We start from the raw sequence: 15,899 nt of genomic DNA on the forward strand, positions 1-15,899 counted from the left end.
GACCAGGCGCTGACCGGTGCGCGAGGACGTCTCGTCCCGCACGTCGGCGATCCCGCCGATCTTGCCGTCCTTGGTAGGCCTTGCGGACCGACTCGTCGTGGAGCAGGTCCGCGCCGGTGCCGGAGAGGACGATCCTGCCGACCTCCATGACGTGGCCGCGGTCCGCGAGGGAGAGGGCCGCCTGGGCGTTCTGCTCGACGAGCAGGATGGTGGTGCCCGCCGCCTTGAGTTCGACGATGGTCTCCATGATCTTCTGCATCATGATCGGCGAGAGGCCCATGGAGGGCTCGTCGAGCATGAGCAGCTTGGGCTGGGACATGAGGGCCCGTCCCATGGCGAGCATCTGCTGTTCACCGCCCGAGAGCGTGCCGGCCGCCTGCTTCCGCCGTTCCCCGAGGATGGGGAAGAGGTCGTAGGCGCGCTGGACGTCCCTCTCGATGCCCGCCTTGTCCTTGCGGAGGTAGGCGCCGAGGAGGAGGTTCTCGGTGATCGTCAGCCGGGGGAAGATGTGGCGTCCCTCGGGGGAGTGGGCGATGCCCAGGGAGACGATCTTGTGGGCCGGGATGTCGGCCAGCGGCCGTCCCTCGAAGAGGACGCGGCCGCCCAGCGGCTTGAGCAGTCCGGACAGGGTGCGCAGCGTAGTGGTCTTGCCCGCTCCGTTGGTGCCGATGAGCGTGACCACCTCACCGGCTTCGACTTGGAAGGAGATGCCCTTCACGGCTTCGATCTTGCCGTAGGCGACCCGGAGGTCCTCGACCTCTAGCAGTGCGGTCATCGGGTGTCCTCCTCCTCGGTGCGAGGGGTGCCGGGTGCGGCGTCGGTCCCGGCCGGGTCGGTCCCGGCCGGGGCGTGCTGGGTGCTTGCGGTCGCGGCGGCCTCGGCCGCCGCGACTTCCGCGGCCTCCTCGGAGCCGGGGGCGCCTTCGAACGGCGTGCCGAGGTAGGCGGCGACGACGCGCTCGTCTCCCTGGACGACTTCGGCGGTGCCTTCGACGAGTTTCTCGCCCTGCACGAGGACGGCGACCCGGTCGCAGAGGTTGAAGATGAAGCGCATGTCGTGCTCGATGACGAGTACGGCGATGCCCTGGTCCCGGATGGCGAAGATGAGCTCTTCGGTGACCCGGGTCTCCTGCGGGTTCATGCCGGCGGTCGGCTCGTCCAGGAGGAGGAGCCCGGGGTCGCTGGCGAGTGCGCGGGCGATCTCCAGCTTGCGCTGGTCTCCGTAGGGGAGGTTGCGCGCGAGGTGGTCCGCCTTGTCCGCGAGGCCGATGAACTCCAGGAGCTCCATGCAGCGTTCGCGGCTGGCGTTCTCCGCCTTCTTGTAGCCGGGCAGGCGCAGGAGGGCGGACCAGAGGCCTTCGTCGGTCCGGGTGTGGCGTCCGACGAGGACGTTCTCCAGGACGGTCATGTTGGCGAAGAGGCGGATGTTCTGGAAGGTGCGGGCGATGCCTGCCTGGGTGACGAGGTGGGGCTTGGGCGGCAGGACGGTGCCCTTGTAGCTGACCTTGCCCTCGGTGGGGACGTAGAGGCCGGTGAGGCAGTTGAAGAAGGTGGTCTTGCCGGCGCCGTTGGGGCCGATGAGGCCGACGATCTCCCCGGAGTTGACGGTGAGGTCGACACCCCGCACGGCGGTGAGGCCGCCGAAGCGCATCGTGACACCGCTGGCGTCGAGGACGGTGGTGCCGGTGGTGGGTGTGGTCGTGGTGGTCATGGCGCTCACGCCCCCGCCTTCGTGGTTCCGGCGGCTGTGTCGGTCAGTGGTGTGTCCGGCGGTACGTCGAGCTGGCCGGTCTCGTGGAACTCGAGCTGCTTCCTGCGGTCGGCGACGAGCCCTTCCGGGCGGAAGCGCATCAGGAGGATGAGCGCGAGACCGAAGAGGAAGAGCTGGTAGTCCTGCATGAACTGCAGCTTGGCCGGGATGAGGTAGAGCAGCGCGGCGCCGACGAGGGGCCCGCTGAGCGTTCCCATTCCGCCGAGGATGACGGCGGCGAGCAGGAAGGCCGAGTTGGGCGGTACCGATCCGGCGAACTGGTACTGCTCGGGGGTGACCGTGTAGGAGACGTGTGCCTGCACGGTTCCGGCGAGCCCGGCGAGGGTGGCGCCGAGGGCGAAGGCGAGCAGCTTGAGCCGGAAGGCGTTGATGCCCATGGCGGTGGCCGCGGTCTCGTCCTCGCGGATGGCGACCCAGGCACGGCCGATGCGCGATTCCCCGGAGCGCCGGAACACCAGGACGACGACGGCGGTGAAGAGGAGCATCAGCAGGTAGTAGTTGGCCGACCTGCCGAGGGTGAAGCCGCCGATGGCGTGGCTGGTCCCGAAGTCGAAGCCGAGGAGCTTGAGGTCGGGGATGCTGGGGATGCCCTGGGAGCCGTTGGTGAGGTCGGGGCCGCTGACGCCGTTGAGGGCGTTGACCGTCAGGCGGAAGATCTCCCCGAACCCGAGGGTGACGATGGCGAGGTAGTCGCCGCGCAGCCGCAGTGTCGGGGCCCCGATGACGACGCCGAAGACGAGCGAGGCCGCGGCTCCGGTGAGGACGGCGGCCCAGAAGGGGAACTGCACGCCGACGGGGGAGAGCGGGCTGCCGGAGACCAGGGCGGCGGCGTAGGCGCCGACACCGAGGAAGGCGACGTAGCCGAGGTCGAGCAGGCCGGCGAGGCCGACGACGACGTTCAGGCCGAGTGCGACGGTCGCGAAGATGAGGATGTTCGCGCCGATGAGGGCGTACTCCTCGTTCTGCTGGGTGAAGGGGAAGCAGAAGGCGGCGACGAGTGCGGCGCAGAGGGTGACGTTGCGGTGCTTCGCGGTCAGGGCGGTGATGCGGGCGATGAGCCCGGCCCGGGTGAGTGCTGTGAAGCCGAACGCGACGGCGATGACGTAGCCGATGAAGAGTTCGGCGTACTCCGTGTCGATGCCGTAGGTGAAGACGTGGAGCGCCACCCCGAAGGCTCCGGCGATGACCAGGATCTCGGCCCAGGCGGGAAGTGCCTTGGCGCGGGCGGGTGCCGGTGCGCGGAGGCTGTGGAGGAACCGGTTGAGGAAGCTGGGCGTGGGGTCGTCGAAGGGCTGGTCGTGGGGGAGGCCGAGGGAGGCGACGACGGCGACGACGGCGCCGGCGAGGCTGACCCAGGCTCCGGGCTCCAGTTCGATCAGTCCGAGGAGGTTCCCGTTGTCGTCCTCGGTGACGACGACGGCCACGACGGTGTACGCGGTGATGGCGAAGGTGCCGAGGGCGAGCAGCCGGGTGGGGCTGTTCGTGCCGCCGGGGGTGAGCCAGCGCAGACCCTTGACGCCGTATCCGGACACGGCGAACAGCAGGGTGAGTACCGCGCTGATGAGGGTGAGGACCTGGAGCCCGCCGGGGTAGCCCGTGACGGTCAGGTCGCCGGGGAAGGTGTCGGTGTAGGTCCAGGCGAGGAAGGTGCCGACGAGGGCGAGCGCGGCGCCGGCCGTGGTGGTGGCGCGGGCCGCCGTGGCGGACACGGGGAGCAGGGCGCTGTGCGCGGCGGGACTGGTCATGGTCATCACGCCCGATCCGCGACGCGTTCGCCCAGCAGGCCTTGCGGGCGTATGAGGAGGACGAGGATGAGGAGCACGAAGGCCCACACGTCCTTCCACGCGCCGCCCCCGAAGAGCTCCATACCGGGGACATCGCTCATGTAGCCGGTGGCGAGGGCTTCGGCGACGCCGAGGACGACCCCGCCGAGCATGGCGCCGTAGATGTTGCCGATGCCGCCCAGTACGGCGGCGGTGAACGCCTTGAGGCCCATGATGAAGCCCATGCGGAAGCCGATCTGGCCGTTCTTGAGCCCGTAGGCGACGGCGGCGACGGCGGCGAACGCGGCACCGATGGCGAAGGCCATCACGATGATGCGGTCGGTGTTGATGCCCATGAGCTTCGCGGTGTCGGGGTCCTGCGAGGTGGCCTGCATGCCGCGGCCTGCGCGGGTCTTCGAGACGAAGAGGCCGAGGGCGACCATGCACACGGGGGCCGCGATGAGGACGAAGAGGTCGCCCCGCTGGACGTGTGCGCCGAAGATGTCGATCGCTTCGCCCTTGAACTGGGGGAAGGAGCGGTCCTTCGTGGCGTCGGGGTACCACATCCACACGGCCTGCTGGAGTGCGAGGGAGAGGCCGATGGCGGTGATGAGGGGCGCGAGGCGCGGTGCGGTGCGTAGGGGCCGGTAGGCGAAGCGTTCTGCGGCGACGCTGACGGCGACGGAGCAGATGACGCCACCGGCGATCATGAGGGGGATCGCGGCGAGGAGGGAGAGTCCGGACGGAAGCCCGAGGTAGACGGTGAGGGCCCCGAAGCCTCCGATCATGAAGATCTCGCCGTGTGCGAAGTTGATGAGCTGGATGATTCCGTAGACCATCGTGTAACCGATCGCGATGAGACCGTACATCGCGCCGAGGATGAGTCCATTGGCCAGCTGTTGCGGCAGTTCGTGCACCGCAGGGCCTCCGTGGAGTGGTTCGGATATGGCACCGCGCGGGAGCGCTCGTAGCGCTCCCGCGCGGTCTGGTTCATTTGTGTGGCCGGGAGGTCCCGGGGGGACCTACTTGACGGCCTCGCTGAGCTTGGAGGTCCACTTGCCGCCGGTGACCTGGTAGGCGGTCATCATGGTGTTGGTGGTGTCGCCGTACTCGTCGAAGGAGACGGGGCCGGTGACGCCTTCGAACTTGACGGTCTTCATGGCGTCGAGGACCTGGATCCGGGCGTCCTCGGGGAGCTTGCCGTCGTTGTCGGCGACGACCGTCTTGACGGCCTCGATGATCGACCAGGTGGCGTCGTAGGTGCCGCCGCCGTAGGCCTCGTAGGCGTCCTTGTACCCGGCGGTCTTGTAGTCGGCGATGAACTTCTTCGCGGAGTCGAGCTCCTCGACCGGCTTGCCGACCGAGGTGGCGATGTCGCCCTCGGCCTTCTTGTTGAGCTTGATGAAGTCGGCGCTGTACATGCCGTCACCGCCCATGAGGGGGATCTGGACGCTGTCCTTGAGCTGCTGGCTCAGGGGGGCGCCGGCGGGGTACTCGCCGCCGTAGTAGACGGCCTTGGCGCCGGAGCTCTTGACCTTGGTGACGACGGAGTTGAAGTCGCGGTCGTCGGGGTTGATGTGGTCGGTCCCGACGATCTTGCCACCGAGCTCGGTGAAGGTCGTCTTGAAGGAGGCGGCGAGGCCCGCGCCGTAGGGCTTCTGGTCGTCGATGAGGTAGACGTCCTTGACCTTGGCGTTCTTGAAGAGGTAGTTCGCGGCGAAGGCGCCCTGGATCGCGTCCGTGGTGGAGGTGCGGAAGTAGGCCGCGTACGGGCGCTTCTTGTCGCCGGTCTTCCAGTTGTTGCCCTGGGTCAGCTCGGTGCCGGTGTTGGCGGGGGAGACCTGGGTGAGGTTGGCGTCCGTGAAGGGCTTCTGCATCGACTGGGCGACGCCGGAGTTCAGGGGGCCGACGACACCGAGGAGGTCCTTGTTGCCGATGAACTTCTGGGCGTTCTGCTGGCCGACGGAGGGCTGGGCCTGGTCGTCGAGCGCCTGGAGCTCGAACTTGATGCCGGGGACCGTCTTGTCCTTGTTGGCGTTCTTGACGGCGAGGTCGGCGGAGTTCTTGATGCCGAGGCCGAGCGCCGAGAGGTCGCCGGTCAGGGGCGCGTCGACGCCGATGACGACGGTCTGGGTGTCGCCGCTACCGCTGCCCTTGCTGTCGTCGTCGCGCGACCCGCAGGCGGTGAGTGTCAGTGCTCCGGTGGTGAGCACTGTCGTGAGGATGAGCAAAGAACGGTGTCGCACGAAAAGTCCTTTCCCTGGCGCGGCCTCCTCTGCTGAGGTGCCGTGACGATCGCCGGGCCGTACTGGTCGATACAGGGCCGTACAGCGCTGGCGCCCGGCGGCGCGGTGACTGGCCGTGACTCTATGGGCAGGTGAGGGGGTGCGGGACGGGTCCGGTGATGATGTGACTGTCTTGTTATGCCATGGGGAAGGCTTGGTGGTCGCAGTGTGGACATGTACGGCTTTTCCCCGGGCGCCGAAGTGACCGCATGGTGAGAACGCGCAGCTCTGCTAAGGGGCTTGGGGTGATCTTGGTGCTGTCGCACGAATCGGGGCGCAAGGGGTGCGGTGCGGCTGCCCGGCGGGGGCGGCCGAGGGCCTGCCGCCGAAATTCGTGTATTGCCCACATGTTACTCAGTGTTACATCTGGAGGATGTGTGCGGAGCCTCGTGATGAATGGTGTAGCTGCTGAAGTGGCTCATGTAACGCCTGCGGGGGTCAGCCCTGTTGACCGTCCGTGTCCGCCAACCGGACTCCCAGGCCCCGGATATGGGCCCGCCCGGTCCGGAATGCGGTGCGGATTCCGGCCGGGCGGCGGGGTGTCGGGGAAGGCGGGTCAGTCGGTGGCGGGCTGGGGGGCGTCACGGAGCAGGCAGGTCAGCCGGGCGGTGCAGACCCGCTTGCCGTGCTCGTCGGTGATGACGATCTCGTACGTGGCGGTGGACCGGCCGCGGTGCACGGGGGTGGCGACACCCGTCACGAGTCCGCCGCGGGCGCCGCGGTGGTGGGTGCAGTTCAGGTCGACGCCGACGGCGATCCGGGTGGCACCGCCGTGGAGCATGGAGCCGACGGAGCCGAGGGTCTCGGCCAGGACGGCCGAGGCGCCGCCGTGGAGGAGCCCGTAGGGCTGGGTGTTCCCCTCGACGGGCATGGTGCCGACGACACGCTCGGCCGAGGCCTCCACGATCCGCACGCCCATGCGTTCGCCGAGGTCGCCGGCGGAGAAGAGGGCGGGGAGGTCGACGCCGAGTGCGGCGTACTCGTCGATGGTCTCCTGGGGGAACGTGGGTGCGGTGTGCTCGCCCATGGTGTCCTGCTCCGATCGTCGCGGTGCTCGTGCTGTGTGCACTGTTCCTATCAGATGACTGAGCGGACGCTTAGCGCTGTCTCCGCCCCCGGGTGGGCGTTCGGTCCGGCGAGGGGCGCCGCTATCCCGGAGCCGTGATACTAATACCGGTATAAGTATTGGTTACTCGCGTCGCAAGGAGCCGGACCATGGTGGAGATCAAGACGGACACGGCTCTGGAGGCGATGCGCGAAGCCGGACGGGTCGTCGCCCGCGCCCTCGCGGCCGCCCGCCGGACCGCTGCCGTGGGCGTCAGCCTGCGCGAACTCGACGAAGCCGCCGCCACCGTCCTGACCGAGGCGGGAGCGCGCTCACCGTTCCTGGGCTACCGGCCCTCCTTCGCTCCCACCCCGTTCCCCGGGGTCGTCTGCGCCTCCGTGAACGACGCCCTCGTCCACGGCATCCCGAACGACTACCGGCTGCGGGACGGCGACCTGGTCAGCGTCGACTGCGGAGCCGAACTGGACGGCTGGACCGGCGACGCGGCGATCAGCTTCATCGTCGGCACCCCCCGCCCCGCCGACGTTGAACTCATCGCCGCCACGCAGCGGGCGCTGGACGCCGGCATCGCGGCAGCCACCGTCGGCCACCGCATCGGGGACATCTCCCACGCCGTCGACACCGTGGCCCGGGCAGCGGGCTGCGGCATGCCGGCCGACTTCGGCGGCCACGGCATCGGCCGCCGGATGCACGAGGACCCCTACGTCCCCAACCAGGGGCGCCCCGGCCGCGGCTTCCCGCTCCGCCACGGCCTCACCCTCGCGGTCGAACCCATGCTCATGAGCGGAGGCCGCGGCGACTACCGCACCGACCCCGACGGCTGGACCCTGCGCACGATCGACGGCAGCCGAGCGGCGCACATCGAACACACCATCGCCGTGACCCGGGACGGCCCCCGCATCCTCACCGCGCTCTGACCCCGGACCCGGCGGGACCGTGACCTCCCGCGGGCGGAAGGGCTCAAGCCTGCTCGAACCGGATCACGACCGACTTGCTGGCCGGGGTGTTGCTGGTGTCCGCGGTGGCGTCGAGCGGGACGAGGACGTTCGTCTCCGGGTAGTACGCGGCGGCGCAGCCGCGTGCGGTGGGGTAGTGCACGACGCGGAAGCCGGGTGCGCGGCGCTCGACGCCGTCCTTCCACTCACCGACCAGGTCGGTGTAGGAGCCGTCGGCGAGCCCGAGCCGGCGGGCGTCGTCGGGGTTGACCATGACCACGCGGCGGCCGCCCTTGATGCCGCGGTAGCGGTCGTCGAGCCCGTAGACGGTGGTGTTGTACTGGTCGTGGGAGCGCAGCGTCTGCAGCAGGAGGCGGCCCGCGGGGAGCTCGGGGTACTCGACGGGTGCGGCGGTGAAGTTGGCCTTGCCCGTGGCGGTGGGGAAGCGCCGTTCGTCGCGGGGGGCGTGGGGGAGCGCGAAGCCGCCCGGGCGGGCGACGCGGGCGTTGAAGTCCTCGAAGCCCGGGACGACGCGGGAGATGCGGTCGCGGATCGTGCCGTAGTCCCTCTCGAAGTCCTCCCACGGGGTGGCGGAACCGGGGCCGAGGACGGCGCGGGCCAGGCGGGCGACGATCGCGGGCTCCGAGAGCAGGTAGGGGCTCGCGGGGGTGAGGTTGCCCCGCGAGGAGTGCACCAGGCCCATGGAGTCCTCGACGGTGACGAACTGCTTGCGGCCCCCCTGGACGTCCTTGTCGGTGCGGCCCAGGGTGGGCAGGATCAGGGCCCGGGTACCGGTCACGGCGTGCGAGCGGTTGAGTTTGGTCGACACGTGGACGGTGAGGCGCGCCCGGCGCATCGCGGCCTCCGTGACGGCGGTGTCGGGTGAGGCCGCGACGAAGTTGCCGCCCATGGCGAAGAAGACCTTGGCCGCGCCGTCGCGCAGGGCCTGGATGGACCGTACGACGTCGTAGCCGTGGTGCCGGGGGGAGGTGATGCCGAACTCCGCGTCCAGGGCGTCGAGGAAGGCGGGTGCGGGGCGTTCGAAGATGCCCATGGTGCGGTCGCCCTGGACGTTGGAGTGACCGCGCACGGGGCAGACGCCGGCACCGGGCCTGCCGATGTTGCCGCGCAGGAGGAGGAAGTTGACCACTTCGCGGATGGTGGGTACGGAGTGCTTGTGCTGGGTGAGGCCCATGGCCCAGCAGACGATGGTGCGCCGCGAGCCGAGGATCATGGCGAGCGCCTGCTCGATGGCGTCGCGGTCCAGACCGGTGGCCGCGAGGGTCTCCTCCCAGTCGGCGGCGCGGGCGGCCTCGGCGAACTCCTCGAACCCGTGGGTGTGCGCGGCGACGAACGCGGTGTCGACGGCGCCGTCGGTCTCCAGGACCAGCTTGTTGAGGAGGCGGAAGAGGGCCTGGTCGCCGCCGATCCGGATCTGCAGGAAGAGGTCGGTCAGCGCGGTGCCCCTGAGCATGCCGCGGGCGGTCTGCGGGTTCTTGAAGCGTTCCAGGCCGGCTTCCGGCAGCGGGTTCACGGAGATGATCTTCGCCCCGGCGGCCTTGGCCTGCTCGAGGGCGGAGAGCATCCGGGGATGGTTGGTACCCGGGTTCTGTCCGGCGACGATGATCAGATCGGCGCGGTGGAGGTCTTCGAGGCTGACGCTTCCCTTCCCGACGCCCAGGGTCTCGATGAGCGCGGACCCGGACGACTCGTGGCACATGTTCGAGCAGTCGGGCAGGTTGTTCGTGCCGAATTCGCGGGCGAAGAGCTGGAGGAGGAACGCGGCTTCGTTGCTGGTGCGGCCGGAGGTGTAGAACAGCGCCTCGTCGGGGGAGTCGAGCGCGGTGAGCTCCTCGGCGATGATCCCGAAGGCGCGCTCCCACGTCACCGCCTCGTACCGGTCGGCACCCTCGGGCAGGTACACCGGGTGCGTGATGCGGCCCTGCTGGCCGAGCCAGTAACCGCTGCGGGCGGCGAGGTCGGCGAGCGGGTGGGCGGCGAAGAACGCGGGCGTGACCCGGCGCAGGGTGGCTTCCTCGGCGACGGCCTTGGCGCCGTTCTCGCAGAACTCCGCGGCGTGCCGCTCACCGCCCTCCGGCCAGGCGCAGCCGGGGCAGTCGAAGCCGTCCTTCTGGTTGACCTTGAGGAGGGTCCGCGCGGCACGCCGGACACCCATCTGCCGCTGGGCGACGCGCAGGGTGTGGGCGACGGCGGACAGGCCCGCGGCCGCGTGCCCGACCGCTTCCACCCGCGGCGCGTCCTGGACCGGGTCACCGGTCGGGGGCTTGGTGGCCATGGTGCTCCCCTTCGTCGTCGCTTCCGTCCTCGATCCTGTCACGGTCCGCGGGCGACGCGTCGGTGGGAAGCCGGCGGGCGGCGGGCCCGGGTGGCGGGCGGTCCGAGTTGTCAGCGGTCCGTGGCAGGATCGGGGGCGTGGCTGAGACGGCATCGAAGAAGACGGCAGACAACCGACCGCGCCTGCTCCTCATGGACGGGCACTCCCTGGCGTACCGGGCGTTCTTCGCCCTGCCCGCGGAGAACTTCACGACGGCGACGGGACAGCCGACGAACGCCGTGTACGGCTTCATGTCGATGCTGGCGAACACGCTGCGCGACGAGGCGCCCACGCACTTCGCGGTGGCGTTCGACGTGTCCCGCAAGACCTGGCGCGCGCAGGAGTTCCCGGAGTACAAGGCGAACCGCTCAAAGACCCCCGACGAGTTCAAGGGGCAGGTCGAGCTGATCGGCGAGCTGCTCGACGCGATGCACGCGGACCGGTTCGCGGTGGACGGCTTCGAGGCGGACGACGTCATCGCCACGCTGGCCACCCAGGCCGAGGCGGCGGGCTTCGAGGTGCTGATCGTCACGGGTGACCGGGACTCCTTCCAGCTGATCACGGACGACGTGACGGTGCTGTACCCCACGAAGGGCGTGTCGGAGCTGACGCGCTTCACCCCGGAGAAGGTGCGGGAGAAGTACGGGCTCACGCCGAGCCAGTACCCGGACTTCGCGGCGCTGCGCGGCGACCCGTCGGACAACCTCCCGGGCATCCCCGGCGTGGGGGAGAAGACGGCGGCGAAGTGGATCAACCAGTTCGGTTCCTTCGCCGAGCTGGTGGAGCGGGCCGACGAGGTCAAGGGCAAGGCGGGCCAGAACTTCCGGGACCACCTGGACGCGGTGAAGATGAACCGCGTGCTGACCGAGATGGTGCGTGACGTCGAGCTGCCGAAGACGCCGGCCGAGCTGGAGCGGGCGCCGTACGACCGCACGGCGGTCACCGGTGTCCTGGACATCCTGGAGATCCGCAACCCGAGCCTGCGCGAGCGGCTCCTGGCCGTGGACCCCGGTGCCGCCGAGGCGCAGGCTCCCGAGCCCGCGGCCGGCATCGAGCTGGACGGCGTGGTGCTGGGGGCGGGCGAGGTCGGCCCGTGGCTGGACGCCCACGGCCGGCAGCCCCTCGGTGTCATGACGGTGGACACCTGGTCGCTGGGTTCCGGCACGGTCACGGAGATCGCGCTCGCCGCCGCCGACGGGGCGGCCGCCTGGCTGGACCCGGCCGAGCTCGGCGAGGCCGACGAGCAGGCGCTCGCCGCCTGGCTCGCGGACCCGGAACGGCCCAAGGTCCTGCACAACGCCAAGAACGCCCTGCGCGTCCTGCCCGAGCAGGGCTGGCGGCTGGAGGGCGTCACCATGGACACCGCGCTCGCCGCCTACCTCGTCAAACCGGGCCGCCGTTCCTTCGCCCTGGACGCGCTGGCCGTCGAGTACCTCGGCCGCGAGCTGGCCCCGGCCCCCTCCGCGGACGGTCAGCTGGCCTTCGGCGCCGACGACCGCGCGGAGGCCGACGCGCTGATGGCCCAGGCGCGCGCCGTGCTGGACCTGGGCGAGGCGTTCACCGTGCGGCTGGAGGAGGTGGGTGCCACCGACCTGCTGCACGACATGGAACTGCCCACCTCGATCATGCTGGCCCGCCTGGAGCGCCACGGCATCGCCGCGGACCGGGCCCACCTCGAAGGCATGGAGCAGCAGTTCGCGGGCGCCGTGCAGCAGGCAGTGAAGGAGGCGCACGCCGCGGTGGGCCACGAGTTCAACCTCGGCTCGCCCAAGCAGCTCCAGGAAGTCCTCTTCGGCGAGCTGGCCCTGCCGAAGACGAAGAAGACGAAGACGGGCTACACGACCGACGCCGACGCGCTGGCCTGGCTGGCGGCGCAGACCGAGCACGAACTGCCGGTCATCATGCTGCGCCACCGCGAACAGGCGAAGCTGCGGGTCACCGTCGAGGGACTGATCAAGACGATCGGTGCCGACGGCCGTATCCACACCACGTTCAACCAGACGGTCGCGGCGACCGGGCGGCTCTCGTCCACCGACCCCAACCTGCAGAACATCCCGGTGCGCACCGACGAGGGGCGGGCCATCCGCCGCGGGTTCGTCGTCGGCGAGGGCTTCGAGACGCTCATGACGGCCGACTACAGCCAGATCGAGCTGCGGGTCATGGCGCACCTCTCCGAGGACGCCGGCCTGATCGAGGCGTTCACCTCCGGGGAGGACCTCCACACGACGGTCGCCTCCCAGGTGTTCGGCGTCGAGAAGCCGGCGGTCGACGCCGAGATGCGCCGGAAGATCAAGGCGATGTCGTACGGGCTGGCCTACGGCCTGTCCGCGTTCGGCCTCTCCCAGCAGCTGAACATCGAGGCCGCCGAGGCGCGCAGGCTGATGGACACCTACTTCGAGCGGTTCGGCGGCGTCCGCGACTACCTCCGCCGGGTCGTGGAGGAGGCCAGGTCCACCGGGTACACGGAGACGATCTTCGGCCGGCGCCGGTACCTGCCCGACCTGAACAGCGACAACCGCCAGCGGCGTGAGACGGCGGAGCGGATGGCGCTCAACGCCCCGATCCAGGGGACGGCGGCCGACATCGTGAAGGTCGCGATGCTGCACGTGGACCGGGCGATGACCGAGGCGCGGCTGTCGTCACGGATGCTGCTCCAGGTCCACGACGAAATCGTCCTGGAGATCGCGAAGGGTGAACGCGAGCAGGTCGAGGAGATCCTGCGCCGGGAGATGTCCACGGCGGTGGCGCTGCGGGCCCCGCTGGACGTGTCGGTCGGGGTCGGATCGGACTGGGAGTCGGCCGCGCACTGACGGCGCTCAGGCGGCGTCCTCGCCGGCCGGGCGGCCGGGTGCGCTCCGCGTTGTGGGCCCGCCCGCCGGCCGGGAGCCCGGCACCCCGCGCAGCCGCACCCACGCGGCGTACAGCAGGAGTCCGACGGCGAGACCCGCCCCGGCGCCGAAGCAGGCGGTCGGGATGATGTCGAGCGGGGTGTCGATGTGCCCGAAGTAGGCGTACCAGCGGCCGCATCGGTGGACGACGCCGAGGAGCACGCACAGCGTGAGGAGCACGCCCACCCCCCGGCGTTCCGCCCGGCTGAGCACGGGCACGGACCGGGGGGCGGGAGCGGGCCCCGCCTGGCGGAGTCCGGCGCGGGCGAACCACACGAGGACGGCCAGGGCCACGGCCGAACTGCCGTACTGGGCGAGCTGGAAGACCGGGTACCCGCCGACGTCCGCCCGCAGCGCCGGGACCATCCGCGTACCCCACCCGGCGTGGTGGGTGAAGGCGTCCCACACGACGTGGGTGCCCGCCCCGATGACCGCGGACAGGACGAACCACCCGGTCTCGGAGAGGCCCGGGCGGCCGGGCCCCCGCGGCCGTCCTCGCAGGAAGGCGTGGACGCGTCCCCGGGAGGACGCCGGCAGCAGGGCCACCAGCGGTTCGCGCGACAGCAGCCAGGCCGCCAGCACCGCGCCCGTGATGAGCACGTCGACGGTGAGCACCCCCCACGCGGCGTGCGTCACCTCCCCGAACTCCATGGCTCCGGGGACGGCCGTGTCGGCGTAGTAGGTCATGTCGGGCGCGAACGAGCCGGCGACGAGCGCGGAGGCGACCAGAGGGCCGCGGCCCTCCCCGGACCGGCGGACACCGGGGAGGACGGCTGCTGCGTGGCTGAGCGTGAAAGGCATGGGCGCCAGTATGGGTGAGTGCCCGTCAGCGGCCGTCCGCCCGGGCGGCCCCGCCCGTGGCGCCCCGGTCGCGGACGTCCGTGCGGACCGCTCGCGGACCCCCGCGGGGACCACCGCGGGAGAAGTTCCGGGGAGTTGGGCGACGAGGCGCCGACCGGAACGTGAAAAGTCGGTAAGAAGCGGTCTCGGGCCGGTGTCGTGGCGGCGGGGGTTGCCGTAGGGTCGCCTGAGTCCTCGCGCTGGGGAGCGCGAACAGCCGTCGACGGGGAGGGACCAGAACGTATGGCAGCGCAATTCGGCCGCCGGCTTCGCAGGGGGGCCACCACCACCGCGGTGGCGGCGGCCGCCGTGGCAGCCCTTGCCGCCTCGCAGGCCCCTGCGGCTCCGTTCGCCGAGGGTACGGCGGGCGGTGACCAGGCGGCAGCAGGCAGCACGCCCGCCGGTGAAGGCGGCGGCGCGGCCACCGGTAACTCGCCGTACTACACCGACCTGCCCCCGCTGAACACGCCCAACAAGCCCGGAACGTCCGTGAATCTGCCGGTCACCGGCAGTGCGGAGTCGGGCATACCGGCCTCCATCCTGGCCGCGTACAAGAAGGCCGAACAGGAGCTCGCGGGCACCGACGCCGCCTGCCGCCTGCCGTGGCAACTCCTCGCCGCGATCGGCAAGGTGGAGTCCGGCCAGGCGCGCGGCGGCAAGGTCGACGCCAACGGCACCACGTACTCCCCGATCCTCGGGCCGGCCCTCAACGGCCAGGGGTTCGCGCTCATCAAGGACACCGACGGGGGCGCGTACGACGGGGACTCCACCCACGACCGCGCCGTCGGCCCGATGCAGTTCATCCCGCAGACCTGGGCGGCCTGGGGCCAGGACGGCAACGGTGACGGGCGCAAGGACCCCAACAACATCCACGACGCCGCGCTGGCCGCCGGCCGCTACCTCTGCGCGGGCACACGGGACCTGGCCCTGGCGGCCGACCTGGACCGGGCGGTCCTGAGCTACAACCACTCGCGGGAGTACCTGCGCACGGTGCGCTCCTGGTTCGACTTCTACCGGCGCGGCACCCACGAGGTGCCCGACGGCACGGGCGTCCTCCCCGCCGACAGCAGCAGCGGCTACGTCCCCTCGCCCTCGCCCACGCCCTCGCTCCCCGGCACTCCGGGCACGACGCCCGGTACGCAGTCCGGCGGCGGGAGCCACCCCACCACCCCCGCACCGAAGCCGACACCGCCCACCGGTCCCAAGCCGCCGACCGGCACACCCACCCCGACCCCGACGCCGACACCGACCCCCACGCCGACGCCGACCCCGACCCCGACGCCGCCCGCACGGCTCGGCAGCCTCGAGAACGCGGGCACCGGGGACCTCACCGCCACGGCGGGCGATGCCTTCGCCGAGCGCGTCACCGTGCGCGCGAAGAGCACCGTCGGTGCGCCGCTCCGCGGGGCCGACGTCACCTTCACCGTGACCGGGGACACGGACGCCCGCTTCACCGGCGGCAGGTCCACCCTGACGCTGGCCACCGCGGCCGACGGCACCGTCACCGCCCCGGTACTGACGGCGGGTGAGAAGACCGGCGCGTTCGAGGTGACGGCCGTCGCGGGCACCACGGCTCCACGCACCCTCACCTTCACCGCGCACGTCACGGCCCGGCAGCCCGACGCCCTCGAACGGGTCGACGGCAAGGCCCTCACGGCCGTCGCGGGCACGCCGTTCGCCGGCACGGTGGAGGTGAAGGCCACCCGCAAGGGTGTGGGCGTCGCGGGCGCCGCCGTGACGGCGACGATGGTCACCGACGCGGAGACCCCGGCCGAGAATGACAAGGGCCCGTACTTCGCGGAGACGTCCGGCCGCTTCGTCCGCACCATGGACCTGACGACCGGACCCGGCGGAATCCTGCGCCTGCCACAGATCCTCGCCGGTGACGACGCGGGCACGTACAGGCTCCGGCTCACCACCGCGAGCGGCGCCACGGTCACGGTGGAACTCACGGTGGAGGCGCCCGGCGCATCGCAGGCGCCCGAGGCGCCCACCGGCTGACCCGGGACGGGCGGGG

General features: G+C 71.0%; 10 protein-coding genes and 1 pseudogene. 3 read left to right on the forward strand and 8 right to left on the reverse strand.

Features of this window, described 5'->3' with window-relative positions:
- Positions 1 to 73: 73 nt before the first annotated feature.
- From ABZ371_RS16685 to ABZ371_RS16710, 6 genes and pseudogenes are all read right to left on the reverse strand, one after another.
- Positions 74 to 775 (reverse strand): annotated as a pseudogene (locus ABZ371_RS16685) (ABC transporter ATP-binding protein); the annotation flags it as partial.
- On the reverse strand, positions 772 to 1,710 hold the full coding sequence (locus tag ABZ371_RS16690; RefSeq protein ID WP_358679571.1) for an ABC transporter ATP-binding protein: 939 nt from the start codon (positions 1,708 to 1,710) through the stop codon (positions 772 to 774). The pseudogene ABZ371_RS16685 and the gene ABZ371_RS16690, both read right to left, overlap by 4 nt.
- A gap of 5 nt (positions 1,711 to 1,715) precedes the next feature.
- Complete coding sequence (locus ABZ371_RS16695; protein WP_358679548.1) at positions 1,716 to 3,521, reverse strand: branched-chain amino acid ABC transporter permease; 1,806 nt, start codon at positions 3,519 to 3,521, stop codon at positions 1,716 to 1,718.
- On the reverse strand, positions 3,521 to 4,450 hold the full coding sequence (locus tag ABZ371_RS16700) for a branched-chain amino acid ABC transporter permease (protein WP_358679551.1): 930 nt from the start codon (positions 4,448 to 4,450) through the stop codon (positions 3,521 to 3,523). The genes ABZ371_RS16695 and ABZ371_RS16700 overlap by 1 nt, the downstream gene beginning before the upstream one ends.
- 105 nt (positions 4,451 to 4,555) lie before the next feature.
- Positions 4,556 to 5,764: a branched-chain amino acid ABC transporter substrate-binding protein gene (locus ABZ371_RS16705; protein WP_358679573.1), complete on the reverse strand. Its 1,209-nt coding sequence runs from the start codon at positions 5,762 to 5,764 to the stop codon at positions 4,556 to 4,558.
- 610 nt (positions 5,765 to 6,374) lie between these two features.
- The gene (locus tag ABZ371_RS16710; RefSeq protein WP_358679554.1) at positions 6,375 to 6,845 is read right to left on the reverse strand and encodes a hotdog fold thioesterase; all 471 of its coding nucleotides are present in this window, start codon (positions 6,843 to 6,845) and stop codon (positions 6,375 to 6,377) included.
- 188 nt (positions 6,846 to 7,033) lie between these two features.
- On the opposite strand from ABZ371_RS16710, the gene map reads away from it, so the two are divergent.
- On the forward strand, positions 7,034 to 7,801 hold the full coding sequence (gene map, locus ABZ371_RS16715; protein WP_358679557.1) for a type I methionyl aminopeptidase: 768 nt from the start codon (positions 7,034 to 7,036) through the stop codon (positions 7,799 to 7,801).
- 43 nt (positions 7,802 to 7,844) lie between these two features.
- On the opposite strand, the gene ABZ371_RS16720 is transcribed toward map, so the two are convergent.
- Positions 7,845 to 10,115: an FdhF/YdeP family oxidoreductase gene (locus tag ABZ371_RS16720; protein ID WP_358679559.1), complete on the reverse strand. Its 2,271-nt coding sequence runs from the start codon at positions 10,113 to 10,115 to the stop codon at positions 7,845 to 7,847.
- A 137-nt stretch (positions 10,116 to 10,252) separates the two neighbouring features.
- On the opposite strand from ABZ371_RS16720, the gene polA reads away from it, so the two are divergent.
- A complete protein-coding gene (gene polA / locus ABZ371_RS16725; protein ID WP_358679562.1) occupies positions 10,253 to 12,964 on the forward strand; it encodes a DNA polymerase I in 2,712 nt (903 codons plus the stop codon).
- A 6-nt stretch (positions 12,965 to 12,970) separates the two neighbouring features.
- Here the strand turns inward: polA and ABZ371_RS16730 are convergent, their stop codons facing one another.
- Complete coding sequence (locus ABZ371_RS16730; protein WP_358679565.1) at positions 12,971 to 13,843, reverse strand: DUF4184 family protein; 873 nt, start codon at positions 13,841 to 13,843, stop codon at positions 12,971 to 12,973.
- Between the two features lie 282 nt (positions 13,844 to 14,125).
- Between ABZ371_RS16730 and ABZ371_RS16735 the strand changes: the two genes are divergently transcribed.
- Complete coding sequence (locus ABZ371_RS16735) at positions 14,126 to 15,883, forward strand: lytic transglycosylase domain-containing protein (RefSeq protein WP_358679568.1); 1,758 nt, start codon at positions 14,126 to 14,128, stop codon at positions 15,881 to 15,883.
- Positions 15,884 to 15,899 lie beyond the last annotated feature (16 nt).

The sequence above is a fragment of the Streptomyces sp. NPDC005899 genome, from assembly GCF_040629645.1.
Lineage (GTDB): Bacteria > Actinomycetota > Actinomycetes > Streptomycetales > Streptomycetaceae > Streptomyces.

Excerpts from the sequence above, each read along its gene's own strand:
- ABZ371_RS16735 (WP_358679568.1), top strand. The coding sequence starts at position 14,126 with ATGGCAGCGCAATTCGGCCGCCGGCTTCGCAGGGGGGCCACCACCACC.
- ABZ371_RS16710 (WP_358679554.1), bottom strand. The coding sequence starts at position 6,845 with ATGGGCGAGCACACCGCACCCACGTTCCCCCAGGAGACCATCGACGAG.
- ABZ371_RS16690 (WP_358679571.1), bottom strand. The coding sequence starts at position 1,710 with ATGACCACCACGACCACACCCACCACCGGCACCACCGTCCTCGACGCC.
- ABZ371_RS16720 (WP_358679559.1), bottom strand. The coding sequence starts at position 10,115 with ATGGCCACCAAGCCCCCGACCGGTGACCCGGTCCAGGACGCGCCGCGG.
- ABZ371_RS16730 (WP_358679565.1), bottom strand. The coding sequence starts at position 13,843 with ATGCCTTTCACGCTCAGCCACGCAGCAGCCGTCCTCCCCGGTGTCCGC.
- map (WP_358679557.1), top strand. The coding sequence starts at position 7,034 with ATGGTGGAGATCAAGACGGACACGGCTCTGGAGGCGATGCGCGAAGCC.
- ABZ371_RS16695 (WP_358679548.1), bottom strand. The coding sequence starts at position 3,521 with ATGACCATGACCAGTCCCGCCGCGCACAGCGCCCTGCTCCCCGTGTCC.